Below are 20,307 nucleotides of genomic sequence, written 5' to 3' on the forward strand. Positions count from 1 at the left end.
ACCATTTATTACCGCCAGCGTCCGTTTAGCCGGAGCAAGCCTGACAGTGCTTAACTGTATGGACCCACAGCCAGCAATGGTTAGCGAAAGCGAGGGGGCGTGCCGTTCTTATGAATAGGCACATGGCGTCCGCAACGATGGCTTTACAAGCGACGTATTCTGTAACTCAGGATCATGCTGCTGTGACCGCGTCCCACTGACCGTAACCTAGGCATTCGGCCTATCGTTGTGTGGTCGATCTATCCTTAGCCCGCTTTACGGGTAGCGTCCGATTTCGGAGGCTTGGGGGGTAGGGGGGCAACGATGGATACAGCTCCGTATTTGTAATCTAGGATCATACTATATCCTAGTTTTTATAATATTATCCCACCCTATGGCCTGTATTAATTTATCTCAGGCAAGGTCATTCATTCTTCTGATTGCTCAGTGATCCGATAACAAGGTGTTTTCAGTCTTGGTATTGTGAGCGCATGGACGCATCTGGCTTTCTGGTCATGGCTTCCAGAATATCTATGCTGATCGCTGAGCAATCTGAGGAATGACTACCAATCTTTTTAAGCTCCAGTTCAAAGATTGGCGAGCTTCCTCTCCCTACGCATTGCTCAATAAACCAATGTCGCCCATCGGCCTGAGCAATTGTCAGCCTGCCGGTTATAGCATTGCCCATAGTTGGTAGCTGGCAGGCGACCCTTTCCATAACAGCAATGCCCCCGTTCTGATTTGCCTACGAGCAAGCGGGGCCTCTGTCTGTAAGTTTTGTTAAAGTTCCTCCGCCGATAATAAGGATATACTATGAACCCCACCCCTATTGACCTTAGCCGTCTCGATGACCCCCGCGTTGCCGCCCGCATTGAACGGGTAGACAGCCGTATCACTGGCGGCTTCCGTCTAGCTCTTGAAGTCCTAGGCATCCCGCTTCCCGAGTACGCTAAGCGCAAACCTGCCGGTCGCCCTTCTATCGCCAAGCTGATGGCCGCTGCCGATGCCGATAGCGGGACCATTCACACCTACCGCCATGAAAAGCTGCGCATTGGCGCATTCGCCCCAAAGCCCTGATCCCACCTACTCCATTCAAGGAAAAGCTATGACCAAAACCAATACCCTCGCCGACATTGCCGGTGAGATTGAAACCCTCAGCGCCGATTTGCTGAAAGTAAATGCGACTATCGACTTGCTTGGCAAGTCTGCCATTGATGCGGCAAACAAGATCGACAAGGCCTTGAAGGACGCCAAGGACCGTTTTGCTACCGCACTGGCTGATCAAGCTACCGCTGATCGCAACAAGCGGCTTAGTTCGTTCTCTGATATTCAGGTCACTGTTAGACCGGGTGATAACCTGATCAGCACGGGCTTTGTCATTCGCTACACCAAGGACGCTTGGGATATGTCGGTAAACGCCGTTGTACCCAAACCGCACGAGTGCAACGGCTTTGCTGCCCTTGCCGATGATGCGTACGAATATCTGGTAACGAAAAAGCCTGAGAATATTCCCGCCGTCATCATGGCGCTTGCACCGGGCAAACCCCAGGAAGCAATCTCCGCCTATCTGGCTGGCAAGGCCCGTGGATATTTCAAGGGCGGGTCGGTTTCCGCCTAATGCCTGATCTGCACGATAGGGGAACGGGACAGGCACCGACGCCACCCCGCAAATTCCCACCTGATCCCCGGCCAAAATGGCACGTTGAACCCCGTACTCTTGATGACCTGCTACAACGGGCAGGCCCATATGCCGATGCCACCAAGGCCCATGTGGAATGGGGCGCGATAGAGACTTGGATGATGAAGGGCGCAGCAAATGCAGCACTGGCATCGGGGTTCATTCCCTGCGGTGCTGCGAGCCTTTCCGTTCTGCTAATTCGGGAAGCTGTCGAGCATGACGCCGGATGGCCCCAGCTATCCACCAGCCGCGCAACCCCTGCACTCTACGACCTGACCGACGATGCCCAACGCATTGCCCGCAGCATGGCCGCTCAGGTTTATGCGCTCTGGGAAGCCGCAGGCCGTCCATACCTCAATTCCGCCCGCTTCAAGGATGCTTACCGCTTCCTAGTCGCCTGCGTCCGCAAAGGGACGATCCCTCACGTTCTCAACATTGGGCACGTCCCGCCTCTGTATCCCTAAGGAAAACACATGACCGCACTAACTCCCCGGCAGGCCATCAAGGTCAAAGCCGCCCTCTCCCTGATCGCAATACACGGCCACAATCCCCGCGCCGTGCAGAAGCAAGCCCAAGGTGAGCTAGCCAAAGGCCTGCCCGCAAATATCGCCTACAAGAATGCACTGGACGCTTTTACGGCCCGCGTTCCGGCAATGCGGGACACCCTGCATATTGCTGTCGATCTGATCCATCATAGCGACGATGCAACGGTAGCAATCTATGACCGGGCGCTATCGGCCTTCAATGACAGTGGCGACGAAAGCCATTTGGATAGCCTCGCCCCGATGATCCTAGAGGATGCGAAGGCGCTGGCGATCAGCAAGGGCGAAGTGACTGAGGCGGATACAGCGGATTGGACCGTTGAGGATGCCCTTGGCAGCACTGGCGAAGCCTTCGCAGCTATCCCCGATGTACCGGATGCCGCCTCGATCCCACCGGGTCAGACCGTGGCCAGCGCGTTCGGTTTCAATGGGCTGGGAGGCAATGCGCCGCAGGCCCCCGCTGCCGCCGCTCAGACCCCGGCGACGGGTCCGCAGTGGGTGCAGGGGCCGACCGGGTTTGTCCTCGCTCAGCAGCCGCCTAGCGGCCCTGCCACGGGGCAGAGCATGACCGGCTACGACCCCTTCAAGGGCGGACAGGACGCGACCGGCATTCGAGTAGCTCAGACCGGCGAAGCTGCCCGCCGCTCGCATGGCACCCCGGTAGGTGACTTGGCCTATGTGGCAACGGCAACCGGAGTCCGTATCGCCCCGACCGGGGAACAGGCCCGCCGAGAGGCTGGTGTCCCGCTTGGACCGGATGCCTGAAAAGCCGCCTAAGCCGCTCGCTCAGAGCTTCTAAATGATCCCGGCCTACAGATACCTGACCTCATTCGATTTGCTCCCCACGGGGCTGAAACGGGCGTTTTCGGGTATCTGTATGTCGCGTTCGGTTCAGAGGCAGAAGTTTAGGCGGCAAGGGAAGCCCTTAACCGTTAAAAGCTGGACGAACTCCGGTTCTATCCGGTCCTCGTCACGCCAGCCGCCATCCTTTCAGGCGGTCCCGCGCTGTCTCAACCTATCGCTAGGCTGGCATCCTTCCGACTATCCCTTGCCGATTAAGTCGGCGCTCTTAGTTCAACCCGAAGGCTTCACCGTCACCCGAAGGCGAATAGAACAGGATAGCCGTTGGCTATGTCGGACCAATTCCTACGTTACAGCGGCAGAAATGACAAGCCCCGGAACTCGATAACATGCCATCGCCTCAGCCAAGCTATGTAGATCGTACCCGCTTCCGTAGTCGTCAGCCACGTCCTTGCCCGCATGGCCCATTAGCTGCCGCTGCACTCCCTCAGCGATCTTTGCCCTACGGGTGTAATCCTTGAACGTGTGGCGGAACGAATGGAACACCTTCCGCTTGTCTGTAATCCCGCAAACGCCGCGTATATAGGGGCCGAACCATTCGCCCCATTTTGCTGTGAGCCGCCCATAGATATTGGGCACCAAGTCGGGAAACACTCTGCCCTTTTGATCCTTAAGCCCTTGGACGTAGGTGATAAAGCCCAGACGCTCTAGCTCAGGGTGCAGCGGCACAAGCCGTTCGCTGGCAGCATTTTTGATCCGGTTCGTCTGTCCGCGCTCGTCGGTGCTTTCAGTAATATGAAGGAACCAGCCCGCCTGCATCTGGCCGTCTTGGTCAGGATATTCTAACCGTTGAACGTCGGGCACCCGTAGCTGTCCTATTTCTTCTAATCTCGCCCCGGTGAACAACCCTAGCAGCGGAAGCCAATATGCCGCCTCGCCCTTACCGGCTTTAGGTCGATCCCCATTGGCATAGACCGGGCTGGCGAAGATGGCCTGCAATTCAGCCAGCGAAAACGGAAGCCGCTTCCCCTTGCCGCCATCGGCAACCTTGACGCTAATCCCAGCAGCGACGTTCGCTGGCGCTAGATCATTCTGATATGCCCAGCTTATCAATGTCCGCAGCCGGGACAGCTTCACATTGGTATTGGGAACGGACTGTCCTTCAGCAAGCAGGGCGTCCTTAAACGCCAGTACGTCCTGCCGAGTGATCAGCTCGACCGGCTTACGTTCGGTGCGGGCATAGAACCATTCAGCTACCGCCCGATGCGTATCCTTGCCCTTCGCCACGACACCCCGCTCAGCCGACCAGCGATCTAAAACTATGCCATCAAGGAACAGACCGGAACCGGAAGCAGGCTTGCAATCTACGGCCTGACTTTGACTTTTCGATACGCGGGCATCCTGTCCATAACGGGCTTGCATGGATGCAATCAGCGCCCCTGCATTCTCCCGCTCATTTGCGACCAGAAGCTTGCCAGCCTTGGCTATGTCAGCGGGTGATGCGTCAATCTCGATCCCCGCCGCAAGCGCGTCCATAACCGGTTCTAAGCGCTCTATCTCGCTGTCGGCAGCATACAGGTCATCCGCTGCAAGCTCAGCCTGTAGCTGATCATCATCCCAGCGCTTACGTTCCCGCTCGATTTGCAAGGCGGTCTTAGGGACAGCGACAGGGGCAGGAGTGGCAGCCGCCCGATCCTGCTTGGCCTGATTGAGCAAAGCGTGCGCAGCTTTGGTCATATCGGGGATAAGGGCTTTCGCTTCTTCCCGATCCTTTAGGCCCAGCGAGTGTTTGATTTCACGCTTGCCGCCGATGAATGGGCGCAGGTCCGCCGGTATCCCCATGCGGAAATAATAGACCCCATTGGGCGATTTGTGGAGATATGAACACATAGGCTTCCGTCCTCGTACCTTTGTACTAGACGCTTGTAAAATGCCTTTGTTTTCCGCCATTTTCTAGGCTTTTCAACGGCCTAGTGCAACTGGTGGAGCCGAGGGGAATCGAACCCCTGACCTCGTCATTGCGAACGACGCGCTCTCCCAACTGAGCTACGGCCCCGGTGGCAGCGATATACCGCACCGGTCAGCCGCTATCCAGCCAAACCTGGCCCGGATTGGGGGCGCGCGCGCCTCAGCTGCCGCTGTTGGACAGCACCGTGGGGAGGACGGGCGGCTGCGACGATGGGGTTGGCTGAACGGCTGCCGGAGCACCCGTCGGCTGGACCATCACGTTGGCCTGCCCGGCCTGCGCTGCGCGCATCTCGGGGCTGCCGTAAAGCGCGATCCACTTTTGCAGATCGGTCTGGTAGCTCTCGTAGCTCGCATAAAAGCGGTCGAAGACGCCTTCGAGCTGCGGCAGCGCACGCATGGCGAAGGAAACCAGCTCCGACGACGGCAGGGCCGCAGCTTCCTGGCCCAAGACCAGCGCAGCATCGCAGAAATCATACTTCACCGGCGGGAAGGCGAAGAAGTTGTAGACCTGCGTGTTCTCGGTGTCGCGGATGCGGGCAAAGCCCGTGCCGTAACGCTTGCGGTAGGATTCCTCGACCACCTTGTTGACCCGGTCGAGCTCGCGCTTGTGGGTCTTGATGAACTGGTTGTAGTCGTCCGCAATGCGGAAATGCTGCGGGCTCTGGCAGTTGAGCGCGGCGACGTTGAGCGCGGAGCGAAAATACCACAATTTCTCGTTGTCGTTGATGTCGCGCATCGGCGTGTCGCGCAGGCCATCGGCGCGCAGCGGCGGCAAAGCCATCGCCATCATCGCGTTGGCCGGCGGGCTGGGCATGCGCGGCGGCGCCACGACCACGGGTGGCGGCGGCGGAGCGACCGCGACCGGCGGGGGTGGGGGCGCTGCGCAGCCCGCAGCGATGATGGTCATGCCGACCGTGGCGGCAAGTGCTGCTGCACGGTTAAGGCCCAGACGTGCCATTTTAATGTTTCTCCCGGTGTCGCGCGGACAGCTTTTGCGCCGCTGCGTTCTCATGTCTCTGATTCTATGCCCACCAAGCGGTGATCTCAACACCAAAACGGCGAATGGTTAAATGGCTGACTTGAGGCTGCTCCCCCTCGGCGCGACGAAGCGAGTCCCATAAGCGACCGGTTGACGCGGGCGTCTGCGCGCCAGGCACGAAAAACCCGGCGGATCGCTCCGCCGGGTTCTGAGGGTTCCAAGGCTTTCCGGGCTGCTTACTCGCGGCTGCCCATGATGCTCAGCAGCGCCTGGAACATATTGATGAAGTTGAGGTACAGGCTCAGCGCACCCATGATCACGACCTTGCCGATCATGTCGGTTCCGGCGACATAGGCATAAGTGCTCTTGAGGCGCTGGGTGTCATACGCGGTCAGACCAGCAAAGATCAGGACTGCTGCATAGCTGATCACCAGACCCATCACCGACGACTGCAGGAAGATGTTGAGGATGCTGGCCACGATCAGGCCGACAACGCCCATGATCAGGAAGCTGCCCCAACCGGTGAGATCCTTCTTGGTGGTATAGCCGAACAGGCTCAGCCCAGCGAACGCCGCTGCGGTCGAGAAGAAAGCAAGCGCGATGCTCTCCCCGGTATAGACCAGGAAGACCGTCGACATGCTCAGGCCCATCAGCAGCGCAAAGCCCCAGAACATTGCCTGAAGGGCGGCGGTCGAGAACTTCTGCATGCCGAAGCTCATCGCGAACACGATCGCGAGCGGCGAGAAGATGATGACATACTTCATCAGGCCGGGGCCGAACATGATCTGCTCGGCCATGCCCGACTGGGCGAATAGCAGGGCAACCACGCCGGTCAGCAGGATGCCGCTGGTCATGTAGTTGTAGATGGAGAGCATGTAGGAGCGCAGACCCGCGTCAGTCGCGGCGTTGCCCACCGAGCCCGGTTGCGAATTGATCGACCCCGGACGGAGTCGCTCCGTCATGCGAGGATCAAAACGGTCAGCCATCGAAAAATTCTCCTTTGCCCGGCATTGTTGCCGGATGGACACAATATCACCCTTCAGCGTCCGAATTTCAAGCGAAACCGGTGTTCTGTTCGTCGTGCTTTGCTATTGAACTCCTTAACCATGCGCCTGTTCCTTGCCCTTGTGCCCCCTGCGGCGACCCGCCGGGCGCTGCTGGACACCCTGCACGCGCTGCCCGGCGCGCGCTGGCAGACCGATGAACAGCTCCATGTGACGCTGCGCTTCGTCGGCGAGGTCGATCGCCATCAGGCAGACGCGCTGGTGCTGGCGCTGCCGCACGAGCGTTTCGCCCGCATCGAGGCGCGGCTCGACGGCTTTGGCCATTTCGAGCGGCGGGGGCGGGTGGATCAGCTCTGGGCAGGCCTGGCGCCGCGCGCACCGCTGGAAAATCTGCACGCCCGGCTCGACCGGCTGTGCGTCGGAATCGGGGTGGAGCCCGAGCGGCGCAAATATGTGCCGCACATCACGGTGGCGCGGTTTGCGCGCAGCACGGCGCCTTCGCCCGAGCAGCTTGCCGCCTGGCTGAGCGCACAGCCGCTGCTGCCGGGGGAGGCGTTCGCCTTCGAGCGGCTGGTGCTGATGGAAAGCCATATGGGCAACGATGGCAGCGTGTACGAGCCGGTGTTCGAGGTGGGGATGGGGTGACCCCGGGTTCTTATCGTCTCGGGCGATAACGGGTGTACGACGTCCCTCGACTTCGCTCGGGAACACGGGAGGCGGGGACGATCTCGCAGCACACCTTGGGGAAGGTATTTTGGGACCAGGATCACTTACTCTTGCTCTCCCCCTCGCCGTCTGTCCCGAGCGAAGTCGAGGGACGTGAGCGCCAAGGCTAGCGGTTTCTCTACCCGATCTCCAATACCATCCCCGGTACCAACCTCGGCAACAGCGCATCCATATCGGCGCGCGCGATCGCGACGCAGCCTTCGGTGGTGCGCTCGGCCACCGGTTTCGCCTCGTTCCACAGGTGGAAGAAGATCGCGCTGCCCTGGCCCGCCACCGGCGGAGAATCATTGTGGCCGAGCACGAGAACCACATCGTACAGCATGTCGTTGCGCTGCAGCGTCTCGGCGCTGAACCTGTGCGGCAGCCGCACCGGGCGGTTGTAGGCGGGATCGGCAGGATCGTCGGACCAGCCATCGCCCGGCGAAGTCCAGCGCCAGGGCAGTGCGAAACTCGGCGGCGGCGCGGCGCGGCCGGGGCGGAACAATACCGCGCGCAGCGGCCAGCGGCCCAGCGGCGTGCAGCCATCGCCCTCGTTTTTGGCATCGGCAGCGCATGCTCCCCCGCGCCCGATCGTGCACGGGGCCGTCCACGCGCCCAGCGTGACGGTGAGCGCCCGGACATCGACGCGGATCGTGTCGCTCACAGCTGGTGCCCGGTTCGGTCGCGCTTGGTGACCAGATAGTGCTCATTGTGCGGGTTGGCGGGGATCAGCAGCGGCAGCCGCTCGGCGATCTCGACCCCAAGGCTGGCAAGCACCGCCTGCTTTTCGGGATTGTTGGTCATCAGCCGGATGGCCGGGACGTGCAGTGCTTTCAGCATCTGGGCGGCGACCGCGAAATCGCGTGCATCGGTGGGGAAGCCCAGCCGGTTGTTGGCATCGACGGTATCGAAGCCCTGGTCCTGCAACTGATAGGCGCGCAACTTGTTGATCAGGCCGATGCCGCGGCCTTCCTGCCTCAGGTACAGCAATATGCCCCATTGCGCGTGCGCCATCGCGTGCAGCGCTCCGTGCAGCTGCGGCCCGCAATCGCATTTGAGGCTGCCCAGCACATCGCCGGTCAGGCATTCGGAGTGCAGGCGGACGACGGGCAGGCTGTCATCGCGCGTGCCAATGACCAGCGCGACATGCTCGTGGAAATCGGCATCCGAGCGGAACGCCACGATCTCCGCCGCATCGCTGGCGCTGACTGGCAGCCGCGCGCGCGCCGCGATCCGCAAGCTGGTCGGATCGGCATAAGCGGCGACATCGGCCGGCGTGACGCGGGGCGCATCGGCCTCTGCCTCGGTCAGGATATGATAGGCCGGCAGCAGCCCCGCCAGCCGCGCAAGCTGCATCGCGGCCTCGGCGGCTTGCGGCGCGGGCAGCGGCTGGGCTGCAAACGGCCCCTTCATCGGCCGCGCCATATCGAGCGAAGGATCGGCGATCGCGATGGCCAGCGCCGAATCGACCGCTCCGGGCACCGCGATGCACACCGGCGCATCGGGCCGGGCGGCTTCCTTCTGGTTGGCAAGCTTGAGCGTGATCGCGCGCGCGGCGGAGATCAGCAGCAGCGGCTGGTCGGCATCGGGCGCGGCGCCGGTTTCGACCGGGCGCAGCATCAACCGGCCATCGGGCGCGTCGATGATGATATCCCAGCCCCGGGCCAGCGCGTCGAGCGCCCGGGCCGCAGCGCGCGCGTTCATTGCGCCAGACCCCTGAGAGCCGGACACCGGGACGCGCGCTCCATCAGAACATGAACTCGCTGATCAGCGGCGCGTGGTCGGAGGGCTGCGGCCAGCCGCGGCAGGGTTCGACCACGCGGTGGCTCTTGACCGTATCGACGATGTCGGGCGACACCCAGATATGGTCGAGCCTGCGGCCCCGATCGGACACAGACCAGTCGCGCGCGCGATAGCTCCACCAGGTGAACAGCCGCTCGGGCGCGGGATAGAATTTTCGGCCGATATCGACCCAATTGTGCGCGTCCTGCATCGCCTTCAATCGTGCGATCTCGATCGGCGTGTGGCTGACGGTGTTGATCAGCTGCTTGTGGCTCCAGACATCGGATTCGAGCGGTGCGATGTTGAAATCGCCCAGAATGATCGTGCGTCCAGCAAGGCCGCTCGACCACTGCGTCATCCGTTCGATGAAGTCGAGCTTCTGACCGAATTTGGGGCTGACGTCGCGGTTGGGGATCTCGCCGCCGGCGGGGACATAGACGTTCTCGAGCCGCAGCGTGCCACCCTGCGGCCCGGTGATGTTGACGCCGATATGCCGCGCTTCGCCATTGGCCTGCCAGTCGAGCCGCGCGTCGTCGCTCAGCCGGACCTTGGAGATGATCGCCACGCCATGGTGCATCGGCTGGCCGTTGAGCTTCTGGAAGTTGTACCCCAGTTGCCGGAACGGGCCCTCGGGAAAGTCACCGTTGATGACCTTCGTCTCCTGCAGGCACAGGATGTCGGGCTGTTCTTCACTGAGAAAACGGAGCACGGATTCCAGCCGGAAGCGGACGGAGTTGATATTCCACGAAGCGATTTTGAGAGGGGCTGCCATGCCCAAGGCTCTAGCCAGCGATCCGCGCAAACCCAAGCCCTAAACTCAGTGCGTTGGAGAAAGGCCGCAAAAAACCCTCGTCCCGGGGGCATTGGAACGAGGGTTCTTTTTTGCGTTCGTCACGCTTGGTCGAAGCCGGTGGTTCGGCAAGGTAACAGGGGGAAACCTTGTCGCCGTCTTCGAGAACTGTTCTAGACGGCAAAGCCTGTCTGCCATGTGAACGGATTGCGAAAGCTTCGCATTTCGTCGAAGGCGGAAGGCGGTTCGTCAGCGCCGACGGCAGGATGACTGAATTTTATCGTCATCCCCGCGCACGCGAGGGTCCCGCTTTCGCGGGAATGACGATCATACGCTGACGAGAATGCCTTAGCGGCGCGGGCCCTTGGCGCGCGGGTCGGTCCAGGCGAACGCGGTGTCCGGAACCGCGACATTGTATTGCTGGCCCGACAGGCGGATCGTCGTGCGCTTGTTCTGCGAATCGAGCGCGACCCAGCCGACCAGCGACAGCCCGCCGGGCGCCGACGGGGTGCGGGTGAAGATCAAAGTGATGACGCCATATTCGGGACGGCTGGGATCGCGGACCTCGACGCTGACGACGTCGGGATCGTTGGTGGATACCTGTTTGCCGAATTTGGTGAGGTCGCGGGTGGGATCGAGCAGCGCGCCCAGCGGCGAGTTGCGAATCGGCCAGCGCTGTACCTGCTTGACCTGATAGTCGATCATGGTCAGCGCGCGGCCATCGCTGACGACCAGCAGCTGCGCATCCTTCTGGTATTCGAAGCGGATGCGGCCGGGCTGCTTCAACGTCAGCGTTCCGGTGAGCGTCTGGCCGGTGCGGTCGGTCTGGGTGAAATTCGCCCGCAGCGATTGCATCGCCTTGAGGTGCCGGGAGACCTGCGCCAGATCGTTGCTGGCGGTCGCCTGCTGGCCGATGGCTGCGGTGGGCAGCGCCAGCGGCGTTGCGACCATAGAGGTTGCAAGCAGCGCGGCAGCAATGGATTTGAACCGGAAATTCAGCATCTGGATCGGGCTTTCATCAATGAAGGAACCCCGATCCTGTGGGCGCAGGCGATTGAACCGGCGCTGAATTGCCAGTTCATCGTGCGCGCGCCCCCAAGATTACTTGATCTTGGCTTCCTTGAACTCGACATGCTTGCGCGCGACGGGATCGTACTTGCGGAAGCTCATCTTCTCGGTGGTGTTGCGCGGGTTCTTCTTGGTGACATAGAAGAAGCCGGTGCCTTCGGTGCTGACCAGGCGGATTTTCACAGTGGCTGGCTTGGCCATGACCTGTTCCTTTGGGTTGAATGAACATCGTGGTCGACGGCAAGCGCCGGGCCCACTGAATAAAATAGGCGAATCAAAAACACAAAGAGCGGCACCAACGGCCGCCCTGCACATGCGAGCGCCGCCCTTGCCGCAACGGCTGTCGCTTGTCAAGCATCGGGCAGCATGCGGCCTGTAGCAGCAGCGATCAGCCTTGCCCAAAAATTAACCGGCTTGTGGCATGGTTGCGGCACCAGAGACGATCGCAGGAGCCCATATGCACGACCCGGCCGCATCGGACAGCGCAGAAGACCGGCTGAAGCTGGCGCGCCAGCAATTGCGGATGCATGCCGGACACGTCCGTGCGATTGCCTGGCAGGTCTCGCGCCAAGAGCTTGCGATCCAGATCGACCGCATGCGGCAGATCGCCGACAGCCACAAGATGCCGTGCGTCAGCGATCTTGCTTATGGCCTCGAGCATCTGCTGGCCCATGGCTGGAGCCGCAATATGGCGCGGCATTATTTCGATGCGATGGACGAGGCGATCGCCAGCGATTGCGGCAACCTCGAGATGCGCACCGCCGTGCTCGCCTCGATCGCGGTGCGCGGGGCGCGCTGATTTGCGCTATCGTCCGCGCTGATGGAAGCTTTCGTCACGACATTGCTGCTGACCGCCATCGTCCAGACCGGCGATCGCAGCCAGTTGCTGTGCGCAGCCTTGGCGATGCGGTTCGACCGCCCCGTGCAGATCGTCGCGGCGGTGCTGCTGGCAAGCGTGGCGGGCGCGGCGCTTGCGGCGCTGGGCGGGGTCATCGTCGGGGACTGGATCAGCCGCGATGCGCTCGCCTTGTTCTATGCGATGTCGCTCGTGCTCGCAGGGGTCGGCATGCTGGCCTGGCGGCGCAGGGTGGATCTGCTGGACGGATGGCGGATCGGGCCGTTGCTGACGACGTTGCTGGGGGTGCTGATCCTGCAGCTTGGCGACAAGGGCCAGTTCATCATCGCAGCCACCGCCGCGCGCAGCCACGATGCGCTGTGGCCGATGCTGGGCGGCGCCGCCGGAACCGCTCTCGGGCTGCTGCCTGCGGTGATCTGGCAGGAGGACCTGGCGCGCTGGCCGCTGCGTGCGCTGCGTATCGGCGCAGGCGCCGCGATCACGCTTATCGGCATTGTTCTTGCGCTTTCGGCCTTCGGGATGGTGTGATGCGCAGCGGTGTGCCGAAAGCGATCACAGTGACTTGATAAATTGTCATGCCAACACGGCGTTTCCAACCTATGTTAACAATGACCGCAAGCCAGGACAGGAGACAAGAACCATGGGCAGCAAAAAAGGTGACAACACGGGCAAGGCGCTCGCCGAGGCGATGAATGGCCTGCTGGCCGACAGCTTTGCGCTCTACCTCAAGACCAAGAATTTCCACTGGCACGTCGCAGGGCCGCATTTCCGCGAATATCATCTGTTGCTCGACGACCATGCCGCGCAGATTCTCGGAATCACCGATGCCATCGCAGAGCGCATCCGCAAGAACGGCCACCGCACGCTGACCTCGATCGGCGATATCGCACGGCGGCAGACGCTGGCCGACAACGACAAGTCGGGCGTGGCCGCCGAAGCAATGCTCAAGGAACTGCGCGACGACAATATCGCGTTCGTTGCAAAGCTGCGCGCGGTGAAAGAACTTGCCGGCGACGCGGGCGACAATGCCACCGATGGTCTGGTCGATGACTGGACGGATCAGGCGCAGGAGCGCGCCTGGTTCCTCAGCGAGACCTTGGGCAAGTAAGCCCAGCGATACCATTCGGTCCGCCACTCCCCTGTTTTAAGGGGGGTGGCCCGACCGAAGGTTAATCTGGATCATGGCAATTTGCGCCAGCGATTAACAAAATGTGTCCGTGCGGCAACACCGTAACATAATCGCAATGTCTTAAGCGGAGGCGCGTTGCGTTTAATTCCGTCAGGTATAATTTCCCAGTCTACGTAATAGTGAGCAGGGGATGATCATGACACGAGTAAATGCACGTTTGGGCAAGGCATTCAGCGGGGGCGTGGCAGCATCGGCGATGGCAGTGGCACTGGCCGCCGCTCCGGCACTTGCCATCGAAGCCAACGCGAGCTCGGCTTCGGACATCCGCAATTCGCTGATCTCCGACAGCCTGTCTCCGCATTTCGATGCCAGCCTGAACCTCCTGGAAGTGAAGCCGGAGCCGCATGCGCTGCGTCTGGATATCCAGGACGTCCAGCTTGATCCGCAAATCCTCATCGCCAATCCCAACACGCCGACCACGGCGCGCGATCCGGTCAACATCACCGGCATTGCCCAGATGGTTATCGACAACGGCAACGGCGGCGTCGGCCTGTGCACCGGTTCGCTCATCAATCCGCGTACCGTCCTGTTTGCCGCGCACTGCGTGAACAGCCGCGCTGCGACGGCCTATGGCGCCAATTCGGGCGGCGTTGGCATCGCCTTCGGTTTCGAAACCAACACCCGCGCCAATGCACCGGGCGAAGTCGATGAGCTGGTCCGCTGGCTGCTCGGCACCAACGGCCAGGGCCGGTTCCAGACCAACACCGCGCAGGCGTTCTATAACGTCAACGGCGTTGCCTATCACCCGCGCTCGGTAGAGCCCGGCAACGGCTTCCTCTATGCCGATATCGCCGTTGCTTCGCTCGACACCCCCGCCGTCGGCATTCCGACCTGGTCGCTGCTGCTCTCGCAGCTGCCCCAGCCCAGCGCGATCACTGCGGAAAGCGGTACCGGCTATCACGTCAATCTGGCGGGCTATGGCGGCAACGGCACCGGTACTTCTGGTACGCAGCCGATCGATTTTCGTCGCCGCACGGCTGAAAACTGGCTGGGCGCGCTGACCTCGCTCGACGATTTCCAGGCGTTCCTGTTCGGCTCGCCGCCCGAAGGCCTGCCGCAGAACCTGTACTGGATCGACTTTGACGATCCGCGGCGTGGCACGGCTGCGGCCAGCCCGTTCGACTTCAACGCCTTCCGCGACAACGCGCTGCCCCGCGAGGGCACAACCGCCGGCGGCGATTCGGGTGGTCCGCTGATTCTCGACCGCACCTTCGCGCGCGAAGTCATCATCGGCGTTCTGTCGGGCGGCTATACGCGCTTCTTCAACGGTCAGCCCGCCAACGGCTTCGGCACCGCGTCGTTCTATCAGCCGCTCTATCTCTATTGGGACTGGATCGCCGAGAACAACCCGTACCGCTATGTCTCGGCCAATGCCGGCAGCCGCAACTGGAACGATCCCACCCACTGGATCACGACCCAGGACCCGAACTACTTCATCATCGGTCCCAACGGCCAGCTGATCAACGGCACGCCAACTTCGGCGGGCGGAACCACGGTCGATACCAGCGGCAAGTTCGGCCAGGCCTGCTTCCAGTCCGGCGGTTTGAGCGAATGCGTCGATTTCGCCACCGGCATCACCACGCTTGAGCAGAAGCCGATCGGTACCGATGGCGCTGCCGACAACGCCGGCTCTGCCGTCATTGCAAGCGGCATCGGCGAAGCGGTGATCGAAAGTGCAGCGGCGACTGCGCAGATTGCCGCGACCGATCCGGTGAGCCAGGCCGCCATCCCGCTGCCGCCGGCCACCATCGCCAACGGCCTGCCGGGTGCGACCAACTTCGTGCCCAACAATACCGCTGGCAACCGGACCGCAGGGGTCCTGCCGCGCTATTTCGACGTCACGCTGTCGGCTGCCGGCACCACGACGCTCGACACTGCGGTGACCATCGACCGCTTCCGCCTCAACGGCGCGGCGGCCGCGCTCAACATCACCTCGACCGGCTCGCTGACCAGCCTGATCGACGTCACCCAGACCATCGGTTCGCTGCAGGTCAACGGTCGACTGACTTCGGTGGGTGACTTCTTCATGATGACCGGCGGCCTCAGCGGCACCGGTACGGTGAAGGCGCCGTTCTTCACCAGCGTGGCAGGTACCATCTCTCCGGGTGCGACCGGCAATGCCGGAAACATCGGAACGCTGACCATCGACGGCAACGTCATCCTGGCATCGGCGACGCAGTTCAACGTCGATGTGGGTGCGGGCGTGTCCGACCGGCTTGCCATCACCGGCAATGCCAGCCTGGCCGGCCGCGTGGTCGTCTCGCCGGTTGCAGGGTACACCATCAAGAACGGTGACACCTATCGCATCCTCACCACCGGCGGCACGATCACGGGCCGGTTTGGCTCGGCAGCGCCGATCAGCGCCATCCTGACGCCGGTGCTGACGACCAGCGCCAATGCGGTCGATATGCGCATCACGGCGGGCCTGTACCGCAACGTGATCGCCGGCGGATCGCTGACCCAGGCCTCTTATGCGGGCATTCTGGACAGCAATCGCGGTGCCGAGCGCAACTATTCGGACGTCTATCTGCGTTCCGATTTGCTTTCGGCGGCGCAGATCCAGGCGACGTTCGAGGGACTGGCGCCATTCACCGAATCGACCCGGCTCAACCTGGGCGAAGCGATGCTCTCGAGCACCTCGCGCTTCCACCGCACCCGCATGCAGTCTTCGCTGTCGGGTGACATGGGCGGCACGATCGCGATGATTGGCCAGCCGCTCGGCATCGCCGCCACCGCCACCAACGGGGCAGCGCTGCCCGGCGCGATGGCAGCTGCTGCCGTGGCGCAGGACGGCCAGCAGTCGACGGTGATGGATACGACCTCGCTCGACAGCAACTTCGCGATCTTCCTCGGCGGTGGCTATCTGAACGGCAAGTCGGCACCGATGCCGACCGCGCTGACCACCGGCCGCAAGGAAAACTTCGACGGCTATTTCGTCGTCGGCGGGTTTGAATACCTGCCGCGCGACGGTGTCGTGCTGGGCATTTCGGCAGGCTATTCGGATGTCGATGCGCGCGCAGTTCGCGGCCAGCTGGTTTCGGGCGAGTTGCTCGAAGGCAGCGTCTATGGTGCGGTCACCACCGCTGCTGGCCTGGTGTTCGATGGCCGCGTCAGCGCGGGCCGGTTCAAGGTTGATACCGCACGCACCGTCGGCATCGGTGCGGGCGTGTTCAATCTGGGCACCTCCGATGAAAGCCTCTCGCTCACGGCAGAACTCGGCGTGTCGGCTCCGATCGAAACCGAGACCGTCCTGGTCACCCCGCGCGTTGCCGCCCAGTATCAGTACATCGGCTTTGACGATGTGCGCGAATTCGGCGGCGGCCCCGCTCTGGATATCGACCGCAACAAGTTCGACAGCCTGCAGATCCGCGTCGGCGCATCGGCCAGTGCCAAGAAGACCGCAGTCTTCCGGCCCTATATCTACGCCGATTATGTCTATGACGTGCTCGAGGGCGACCGGTTCTTCGGCGCCAACTTCGCCGGCAGCACCACCGGACGCTTCCCGTTCGCCTATCGCTCGGACGACTCGAGCTGGGCCGAAGCAGGCGTCGGCCTGACGATCTCGCAGCCGACCTTCGACTTCACCGCGTCAATCGACACCACGGTGGGGCGCCAGGACTTCCAGGCGCAGCAGTACTCGCTGTCGGCGCTGGTGCGGTTCTAAGCAGCAACCGGGCGCAAGCCTGAGAGAAAGCCCGTCAGCCGAAAGGCTGGCGGGCTTTTGCTTTGCGCAAGCCACACGATGATCGGCGGGGTTGCTGCGGCCATGCGCGACAGCCTATCGTCTCATAAGCCGCAGGCATCGGACGAAGGTGGTTTGAGTATGAAGATCCTGAAAATCACCTTGCTCATAATCTTGGCATTGCTGCTGGTTGTGCCAGCGTTTATGCTGTCCAGGATAATGAATGAGCCCTGCATTTCTATTGGTTGGGACAATTCACTAAAAGAATTTAAGTATATTCTATCAGGACCCGACCGTTGCTCCGCTATACCGGGAGCAGTAAAAAAGTCTGGGAGTCTCTTTCTGACCGATGAAGGTCTAGGGATAAAATTTTATGGTAGTTCTCGCTCGGACGACTATGAGATCCACCCTCCAATCCAATTATTTATCCGTGATAACCGTGAATTGTTTTTCAAATCAAATGACATTGGTAAACACACGATTGAATTCGAGGGCGTAATGCTTCGCCCCGATGAATGGAGAAAGAAAGAAACGTTTTACATTGATAGAATGAAAATCATCGAACCGAAATGAATGGGGTTGGTTTCGTGCCCCCATGCATCCTATGCCGAGCCTCCGCAATGGGCTCCACCTTCGCAAGGTTGCTTTTTCCAACCATGCGCTACAGCCGCCCCTGCTCCGCTCAGCCTGAGCCTGTCGAAGGCCCCGCTATGCGGCCAGCGTGGGCGCGGGTCCTTCGACTTCGCGGGCTTCGCCCGCGGCTCAGGATGAGCGGAGGGGGTTAGTCTGCAGCACGAAACGGGGCCGAGAGCTGCCTTGCACGCGTCCAGCCCCCCTACTGAAAACTCGCCCGCAACCCGTCGATCACGAACTGCGCCGCCAGCGCCGCCAGCAGCACCCCGAGCAGGCGGGTGATCACGGCCTCCGCCTTGGCGCCGAGCAGCTTCATCAGCGGGCCTGCGGTGAGCAGGGCGGCCAGGGTCAGCAGCAGCACCGCGACCAGCGCCGCGAGGATCGTCAGTGCGCGGTCGAGGCCCGAATTCTGCGAGACCAGCAGCATCACCGAGGCAATCGAGCCGGGGCCTGCGATCATCGGCATCGCCATCGGGAAGATCGAGACATCCTCGATCTCGGGGTCGTCGATGACATCCTGCGCGCGCTGTTCGCGGCGCTCGGTGCGCTTTTCGAACACCATGTCGAGCGCGATCAGGAACAGCATGATGCCGCCGGCGATGCGGAAGCTGTCGAGTTCGATGTGCAGCGTCGAAAGCAGCGCCTCGCCGAACAAGGCGAACACCAGCAGGATGCCGCCCGCCACCACGATCGCGCGGATCGCCATGCTGCGCCGCTGCCGGGCATTGGCGTCGGTGGTCATGCTGGCATAGATCGGCGCGCACCCGGGCGGATCGATCACCACGAACAACGTCACGAAGGCCGAGATGAACAGTTCGATCATGAGGCGCCGCCTGCCACTTCGTCGCTGACAACGGTGTCGAAGCCGCTGCCGTTCCACAGATCGATCGAGACCGTGCGGCTGCCATCGGCGCGCACGTCCCAGCGCCACACCATCGTCCCGTCAGCCGAGGCGCGTGCGCCGCTGGCAGCGGGAGCGGCGACCGGAACGCCCTTGGGCGGCGGGCCGAAGGGTATCGCGCCCAGCATCGCCTTGGGGTTGCCGGTGCAGGCTGCGGTACGCGAGGATATCATCTCGTCGCCCGCGCGCGGCTGCGCCAGCGTGGTGCCGTGGTCCATCACCCATTTCCAGTCGGGTTTCTTGGCACGGGGCTTTTCCATGTTCTGCCACACTGTGGTGTAATAGCCTGTCGCGCCGCCCGGATATTGCGCGGCGCCGGTCGATGCCCCGGTGCGGCCATCGCACGCCATGAACAGCTTCTGCGCCTGCCAGGTCACGGCGACAGGCGGGTCGGCGCGGCCCTTGAGCCAGGCTTGCGCCAGCACCGGCTGATCGACGAACATCACCGCGTCATCGGCAGCGGTCTGGCGGAAGGCCGTCCACTGGCCCTTGTCCCGCGCCAGGCGCGCAAAGGCGATTTCGGCAACCAGGATGGCGCTGGAGTTGGCATAGGATTGCCCCTCGGGCCGCGGCGGCGGCCCGCGCCGGTCACCGCGCGGCGGGCCTGGCTGGGCGGAGGCGGTGAGCGGGGTAATCGCGGCTAGCGTCAGCAGCAAGCCACTCAAAATCCTCCCCTGAAAGGGGAGGGGGACCGCCCGCGCAGCGGGTGGTGGAGGGGTGTCCCCATTTGCGAAAGGGTTACACCCCTCCGTCTGCGCTGCGCGCAGCCACCTCCCCTTCAAGGGGAGGATTTGCTTGGTCCAAAGCATCACAAGCCCTCCGGATCGGCCAGCCCGGCGCGGCGGTGGGCGGCGACCAGCGTGTTGCGCAGCAGGCAGGCGATGGTCATCGGGCCGACGCCGCCGGGCACCGGGGTAATCGCGCCTGCAGTCGCAGCGCATTCGTCGTACGCCACATCGCCGACCAGCTTCTTCTTGCCCGGTTCGGCACCAGGGACGCGGTTGATGCCGACGTCGATCACGGTCGCCCCCGGCTTGATCCAGTCGCCGCGCACCATCTCAGGCCGGCCAACAGCGGCAACGACGATATCGGCCAGCCGCACGATCGCGGGTAGATCCCTGGTCCGGCTGTGCGCGATGGTGACGGTGCAGCTTTGCTGGAGCAGCAACTGCGCCATCGGCTTGCCGACGATGTTCGATCGGCCGATGACGACGGCGTGCAGCCCGGACAGGTCGCCCAGCGCATCCTGCAGCAGCATCAGCGATCCCAGCGGCGTGCAAGGAACCAGCGCCTCTTCACCCACGGCGAGCCTGCCGGCGTTGACGACATGAAAGCCGTCGACATCCTTGGCAGGGTCGATGGCTGCGAGCACCGCCTTGTCGTCGATATGTGCAGGCAGCGGCAATTGCACCAGAATGCCATCGACCGCATCGTCGGCGTTGAGCTTTGCTACCAGATCGAGCAGCGCCTGCTGGCTGGTGTCGGCGGGCAGGCGGTGCTCGAAGCTGAGCATGCCCGCCTCCACCGTCGCCTTGTACTTGGAGCGGACATAGACCTGGCTTGCCGGGTCGTCGCCCACCAGCACCACGGCAAGACCGGGCGCGCGGCCCGTGGCCTGCACGAAGTCAGGGACAAAAGCCGCGAGGCGGCCGCGCAAACCGGCCGCGAAGGCCTTTCCATCTATGATCCGGGCTGTCATGCCCGTCGCTCTAACGTCAAATGCGCGTCATTGCCACCGCCGAGCGCGCGA

At 62.3% G+C, this 20,307-nt stretch carries 21 protein-coding genes and 1 tRNA gene; 10 read left to right on the plus strand and 12 right to left on the minus strand.

The features are described from left to right. The first annotated feature begins 792 nt into the window (after positions 1-792). From ACK4R0_RS14410 to ACK4R0_RS14425, 4 genes are all read left to right on the plus strand, one after another. Positions 793-1,056: a hypothetical protein gene (locus ACK4R0_RS14410; protein WP_409675361.1), complete on the plus strand. Its 264-nt coding sequence runs from the start codon at positions 793-795 to the stop codon at positions 1,054-1,056. 28 nt (positions 1,057-1,084) lie between these two features. Continuing rightward, positions 1,085-1,597: a hypothetical protein gene (locus ACK4R0_RS14415; RefSeq protein WP_409675364.1), complete on the plus strand. Its 513-nt coding sequence runs from the start codon at positions 1,085-1,087 to the stop codon at positions 1,595-1,597. Between the two features lie 179 nt (positions 1,598-1,776). After that, a complete protein-coding gene (locus ACK4R0_RS14420) occupies positions 1,777-2,121 on the plus strand; it encodes a hypothetical protein (RefSeq protein ID WP_409675367.1) in 345 nt (114 codons plus the stop codon). 9 nt (positions 2,122-2,130) lie between these two features. After that, a complete protein-coding gene (locus ACK4R0_RS14425; RefSeq protein ID WP_409675370.1) occupies positions 2,131-2,964 on the plus strand; it encodes a hypothetical protein in 834 nt (277 codons plus the stop codon). Positions 2,965-3,345: 381 nt separating this feature from the next. Here the strand turns inward: ACK4R0_RS14425 and ACK4R0_RS14430 are convergent, their stop codons facing one another. From ACK4R0_RS14430 to ACK4R0_RS14445, 4 genes are all read right to left on the minus strand, one after another. Beyond that, positions 3,346-4,890: a DUF6538 domain-containing protein gene (locus ACK4R0_RS14430; RefSeq protein WP_409675373.1), complete on the minus strand. Its 1,545-nt coding sequence runs from the start codon at positions 4,888-4,890 to the stop codon at positions 3,346-3,348. Between the two features lie 90 nt (positions 4,891-4,980). Beyond that, positions 4,981-5,056: transfer RNA gene (locus ACK4R0_RS14435), tRNA-Ala, on the minus strand. A 72-nt stretch (positions 5,057-5,128) separates the two neighbouring features. Beyond that, positions 5,129-5,926 carry a hypothetical protein gene (locus ACK4R0_RS14440; RefSeq protein ID WP_409675376.1) on the minus strand — a complete coding sequence of 266 codons (798 nt, stop codon included), beginning with the start codon at positions 5,924-5,926 and terminating at the stop codon, positions 5,129-5,131. Between the two features lie 257 nt (positions 5,927-6,183). Continuing rightward, positions 6,184-6,909, minus strand: coding sequence for a Bax inhibitor-1 family protein (locus ACK4R0_RS14445; protein WP_409675379.1), 726 nt, complete (start codon positions 6,907-6,909; stop codon positions 6,184-6,186). Between the two features lie 144 nt (positions 6,910-7,053). On the opposite strand from ACK4R0_RS14445, the gene thpR reads away from it, so the two are divergent. Continuing rightward, positions 7,054-7,596, plus strand: a complete 543-nt coding sequence (gene thpR, locus ACK4R0_RS14450) for an RNA 2',3'-cyclic phosphodiesterase (RefSeq protein ID WP_409675382.1) — start codon at positions 7,054-7,056, stop codon at positions 7,594-7,596. Between the two features lie 199 nt (positions 7,597-7,795). Here the strand turns inward: thpR and ACK4R0_RS14455 are convergent, their stop codons facing one another. The 5 genes from ACK4R0_RS14455 to rpmG all read right to left on the minus strand — a co-directional run bounded on the left by ACK4R0_RS14455 (position 7,796) and on the right by rpmG (position 11,497). Further along, the gene (locus tag ACK4R0_RS14455) at positions 7,796-8,320 is read right to left on the minus strand and encodes a L,D-transpeptidase (protein WP_409675385.1); all 525 of its coding nucleotides are present in this window, start codon (positions 8,318-8,320) and stop codon (positions 7,796-7,798) included. Further along, positions 8,317-9,360 (minus strand): GTP cyclohydrolase II, encoded by a 1,044-nt coding sequence (ribA, locus tag ACK4R0_RS14460; protein ID WP_409675388.1) that lies wholly within the window; start codon positions 9,358-9,360, stop codon positions 8,317-8,319. The genes ACK4R0_RS14455 and ribA overlap by 4 nt, the downstream gene beginning before the upstream one ends. 43 nt (positions 9,361-9,403) lie before the next feature. After that, positions 9,404-10,210 carry an exodeoxyribonuclease III gene (locus ACK4R0_RS14465; protein WP_409675391.1) on the minus strand — a complete coding sequence of 269 codons (807 nt, stop codon included), beginning with the start codon at positions 10,208-10,210 and terminating at the stop codon, positions 9,404-9,406. Between the two features lie 366 nt (positions 10,211-10,576). Beyond that, positions 10,577-11,230 carry a LolA family protein gene (locus ACK4R0_RS14470; RefSeq protein WP_409675394.1) on the minus strand — a complete coding sequence of 218 codons (654 nt, stop codon included), beginning with the start codon at positions 11,228-11,230 and terminating at the stop codon, positions 10,577-10,579. 99 nt (positions 11,231-11,329) lie between these two features. After that, positions 11,330-11,497 carry a 50S ribosomal protein L33 gene (gene rpmG, locus ACK4R0_RS14475; protein WP_017669518.1) on the minus strand — a complete coding sequence of 56 codons (168 nt, stop codon included), beginning with the start codon at positions 11,495-11,497 and terminating at the stop codon, positions 11,330-11,332. A gap of 256 nt (positions 11,498-11,753) precedes the next feature. Here rpmG and ACK4R0_RS14480 point away from each other — a divergent pair, with 256 nt between their 5' ends. The 5 genes from ACK4R0_RS14480 (at position 11,754) to ACK4R0_RS14500 (ending at position 17,596) form a co-directional block, all read left to right on the plus strand. Continuing rightward, positions 11,754-12,095: a hypothetical protein gene (locus ACK4R0_RS14480; protein WP_409675397.1), complete on the plus strand. Its 342-nt coding sequence runs from the start codon at positions 11,754-11,756 to the stop codon at positions 12,093-12,095. A 21-nt stretch (positions 12,096-12,116) separates the two neighbouring features. Next, complete coding sequence (locus ACK4R0_RS14485) at positions 12,117-12,680, plus strand: TMEM165/GDT1 family protein (RefSeq protein WP_409675400.1); 564 nt, start codon at positions 12,117-12,119, stop codon at positions 12,678-12,680. Between the two features lie 112 nt (positions 12,681-12,792). Further along, a complete protein-coding gene (locus ACK4R0_RS14490) occupies positions 12,793-13,260 on the plus strand; it encodes a Dps family protein (RefSeq protein WP_409675403.1) in 468 nt (155 codons plus the stop codon). Positions 13,261-13,477: 217 nt separating this feature from the next. Continuing rightward, entirely contained in the window at positions 13,478-17,005 is a 3,528-nt protein-coding gene (locus ACK4R0_RS14495) for an autotransporter domain-containing protein (RefSeq protein ID WP_409675406.1), read from the plus strand. Positions 17,006-17,083: 78 nt separating this feature from the next. Continuing rightward, positions 17,084-17,596 carry a hypothetical protein gene (locus ACK4R0_RS14500; RefSeq protein ID WP_409675409.1) on the plus strand — a complete coding sequence of 171 codons (513 nt, stop codon included), beginning with the start codon at positions 17,084-17,086 and terminating at the stop codon, positions 17,594-17,596. Between the two features lie 262 nt (positions 17,597-17,858). Here ACK4R0_RS14500 and ACK4R0_RS14505 read toward each other — a convergent pair whose 3' ends face one another. The 3 genes from ACK4R0_RS14505 to folD all read right to left on the minus strand — a co-directional run bounded on the left by ACK4R0_RS14505 (position 17,859) and on the right by folD (position 20,256). Then, complete coding sequence (locus ACK4R0_RS14505; protein ID WP_409675411.1) at positions 17,859-18,479, minus strand: MarC family protein; 621 nt, start codon at positions 18,477-18,479, stop codon at positions 17,859-17,861. Next, positions 18,476-19,213 (minus strand): hypothetical protein, encoded by a 738-nt coding sequence (locus ACK4R0_RS14510; RefSeq protein WP_409675414.1) that lies wholly within the window; start codon positions 19,211-19,213, stop codon positions 18,476-18,478. Before ACK4R0_RS14510 ends, ACK4R0_RS14505 begins: the two co-directional genes overlap by 4 nt. Before the next feature lie 152 nt (positions 19,214-19,365). After that, positions 19,366-20,256 carry a bifunctional methylenetetrahydrofolate dehydrogenase/methenyltetrahydrofolate cyclohydrolase FolD gene (folD, locus tag ACK4R0_RS14515; RefSeq protein ID WP_409675417.1) on the minus strand — a complete coding sequence of 297 codons (891 nt, stop codon included), beginning with the start codon at positions 20,254-20,256 and terminating at the stop codon, positions 19,366-19,368. Positions 20,257-20,307 lie beyond the last annotated feature (51 nt).

The organism is Blastomonas sp., from assembly GCF_046294995.1.
Lineage (GTDB): Bacteria > Pseudomonadota > Alphaproteobacteria > Sphingomonadales > Sphingomonadaceae > Blastomonas.

Coding starts and splice junctions, on each gene's coding strand:
- thpR (WP_409675382.1), top strand. CDS start 7,054: ATGCGCCTGTTCCTTGCCCTTGTGCCCCCTGCGGCGACCCGCCGGGCG.
- ribA (WP_409675388.1), bottom strand. CDS start 9,360: ATGAACGCGCGCGCTGCGGCCCGGGCGCTCGACGCGCTGGCCCGGGGC.
- ACK4R0_RS14410 (WP_409675361.1), top strand. CDS start 793: ATGAACCCCACCCCTATTGACCTTAGCCGTCTCGATGACCCCCGCGTT.
- ACK4R0_RS14445 (WP_409675379.1), bottom strand. CDS start 6,909: ATGACGGAGCGACTCCGTCCGGGGTCGATCAATTCGCAACCGGGCTCG.
- ACK4R0_RS14415 (WP_409675364.1), top strand. CDS start 1,085: ATGACCAAAACCAATACCCTCGCCGACATTGCCGGTGAGATTGAAACC.
- ACK4R0_RS14495 (WP_409675406.1), top strand. CDS start 13,478: ATGACACGAGTAAATGCACGTTTGGGCAAGGCATTCAGCGGGGGCGTG.
- ACK4R0_RS14420 (WP_409675367.1), top strand. CDS start 1,777: ATGATGAAGGGCGCAGCAAATGCAGCACTGGCATCGGGGTTCATTCCC.
- ACK4R0_RS14440 (WP_409675376.1), bottom strand. CDS start 5,926: ATGGCACGTCTGGGCCTTAACCGTGCAGCAGCACTTGCCGCCACGGTC.
- ACK4R0_RS14500 (WP_409675409.1), top strand. CDS start 17,084: ATGATCGGCGGGGTTGCTGCGGCCATGCGCGACAGCCTATCGTCTCAT.
- ACK4R0_RS14430 (WP_409675373.1), bottom strand. CDS start 4,890: ATGTGTTCATATCTCCACAAATCGCCCAATGGGGTCTATTATTTCCGC.
- ACK4R0_RS14425 (WP_409675370.1), top strand. CDS start 2,131: ATGACCGCACTAACTCCCCGGCAGGCCATCAAGGTCAAAGCCGCCCTC.
- ACK4R0_RS14470 (WP_409675394.1), bottom strand. CDS start 11,230: ATGCTGAATTTCCGGTTCAAATCCATTGCTGCCGCGCTGCTTGCAACC.
- rpmG (WP_017669518.1), bottom strand. CDS start 11,497: ATGGCCAAGCCAGCCACTGTGAAAATCCGCCTGGTCAGCACCGAAGGC.
- ACK4R0_RS14485 (WP_409675400.1), top strand. CDS start 12,117: ATGGAAGCTTTCGTCACGACATTGCTGCTGACCGCCATCGTCCAGACC.
- ACK4R0_RS14465 (WP_409675391.1), bottom strand. CDS start 10,210: ATGGCAGCCCCTCTCAAAATCGCTTCGTGGAATATCAACTCCGTCCGC.
- ACK4R0_RS14490 (WP_409675403.1), top strand. CDS start 12,793: ATGGGCAGCAAAAAAGGTGACAACACGGGCAAGGCGCTCGCCGAGGCG.
- ACK4R0_RS14480 (WP_409675397.1), top strand. CDS start 11,754: ATGCACGACCCGGCCGCATCGGACAGCGCAGAAGACCGGCTGAAGCTG.
- ACK4R0_RS14505 (WP_409675411.1), bottom strand. CDS start 18,479: ATGATCGAACTGTTCATCTCGGCCTTCGTGACGTTGTTCGTGGTGATC.
- folD (WP_409675417.1), bottom strand. CDS start 20,256: ATGACAGCCCGGATCATAGATGGAAAGGCCTTCGCGGCCGGTTTGCGC.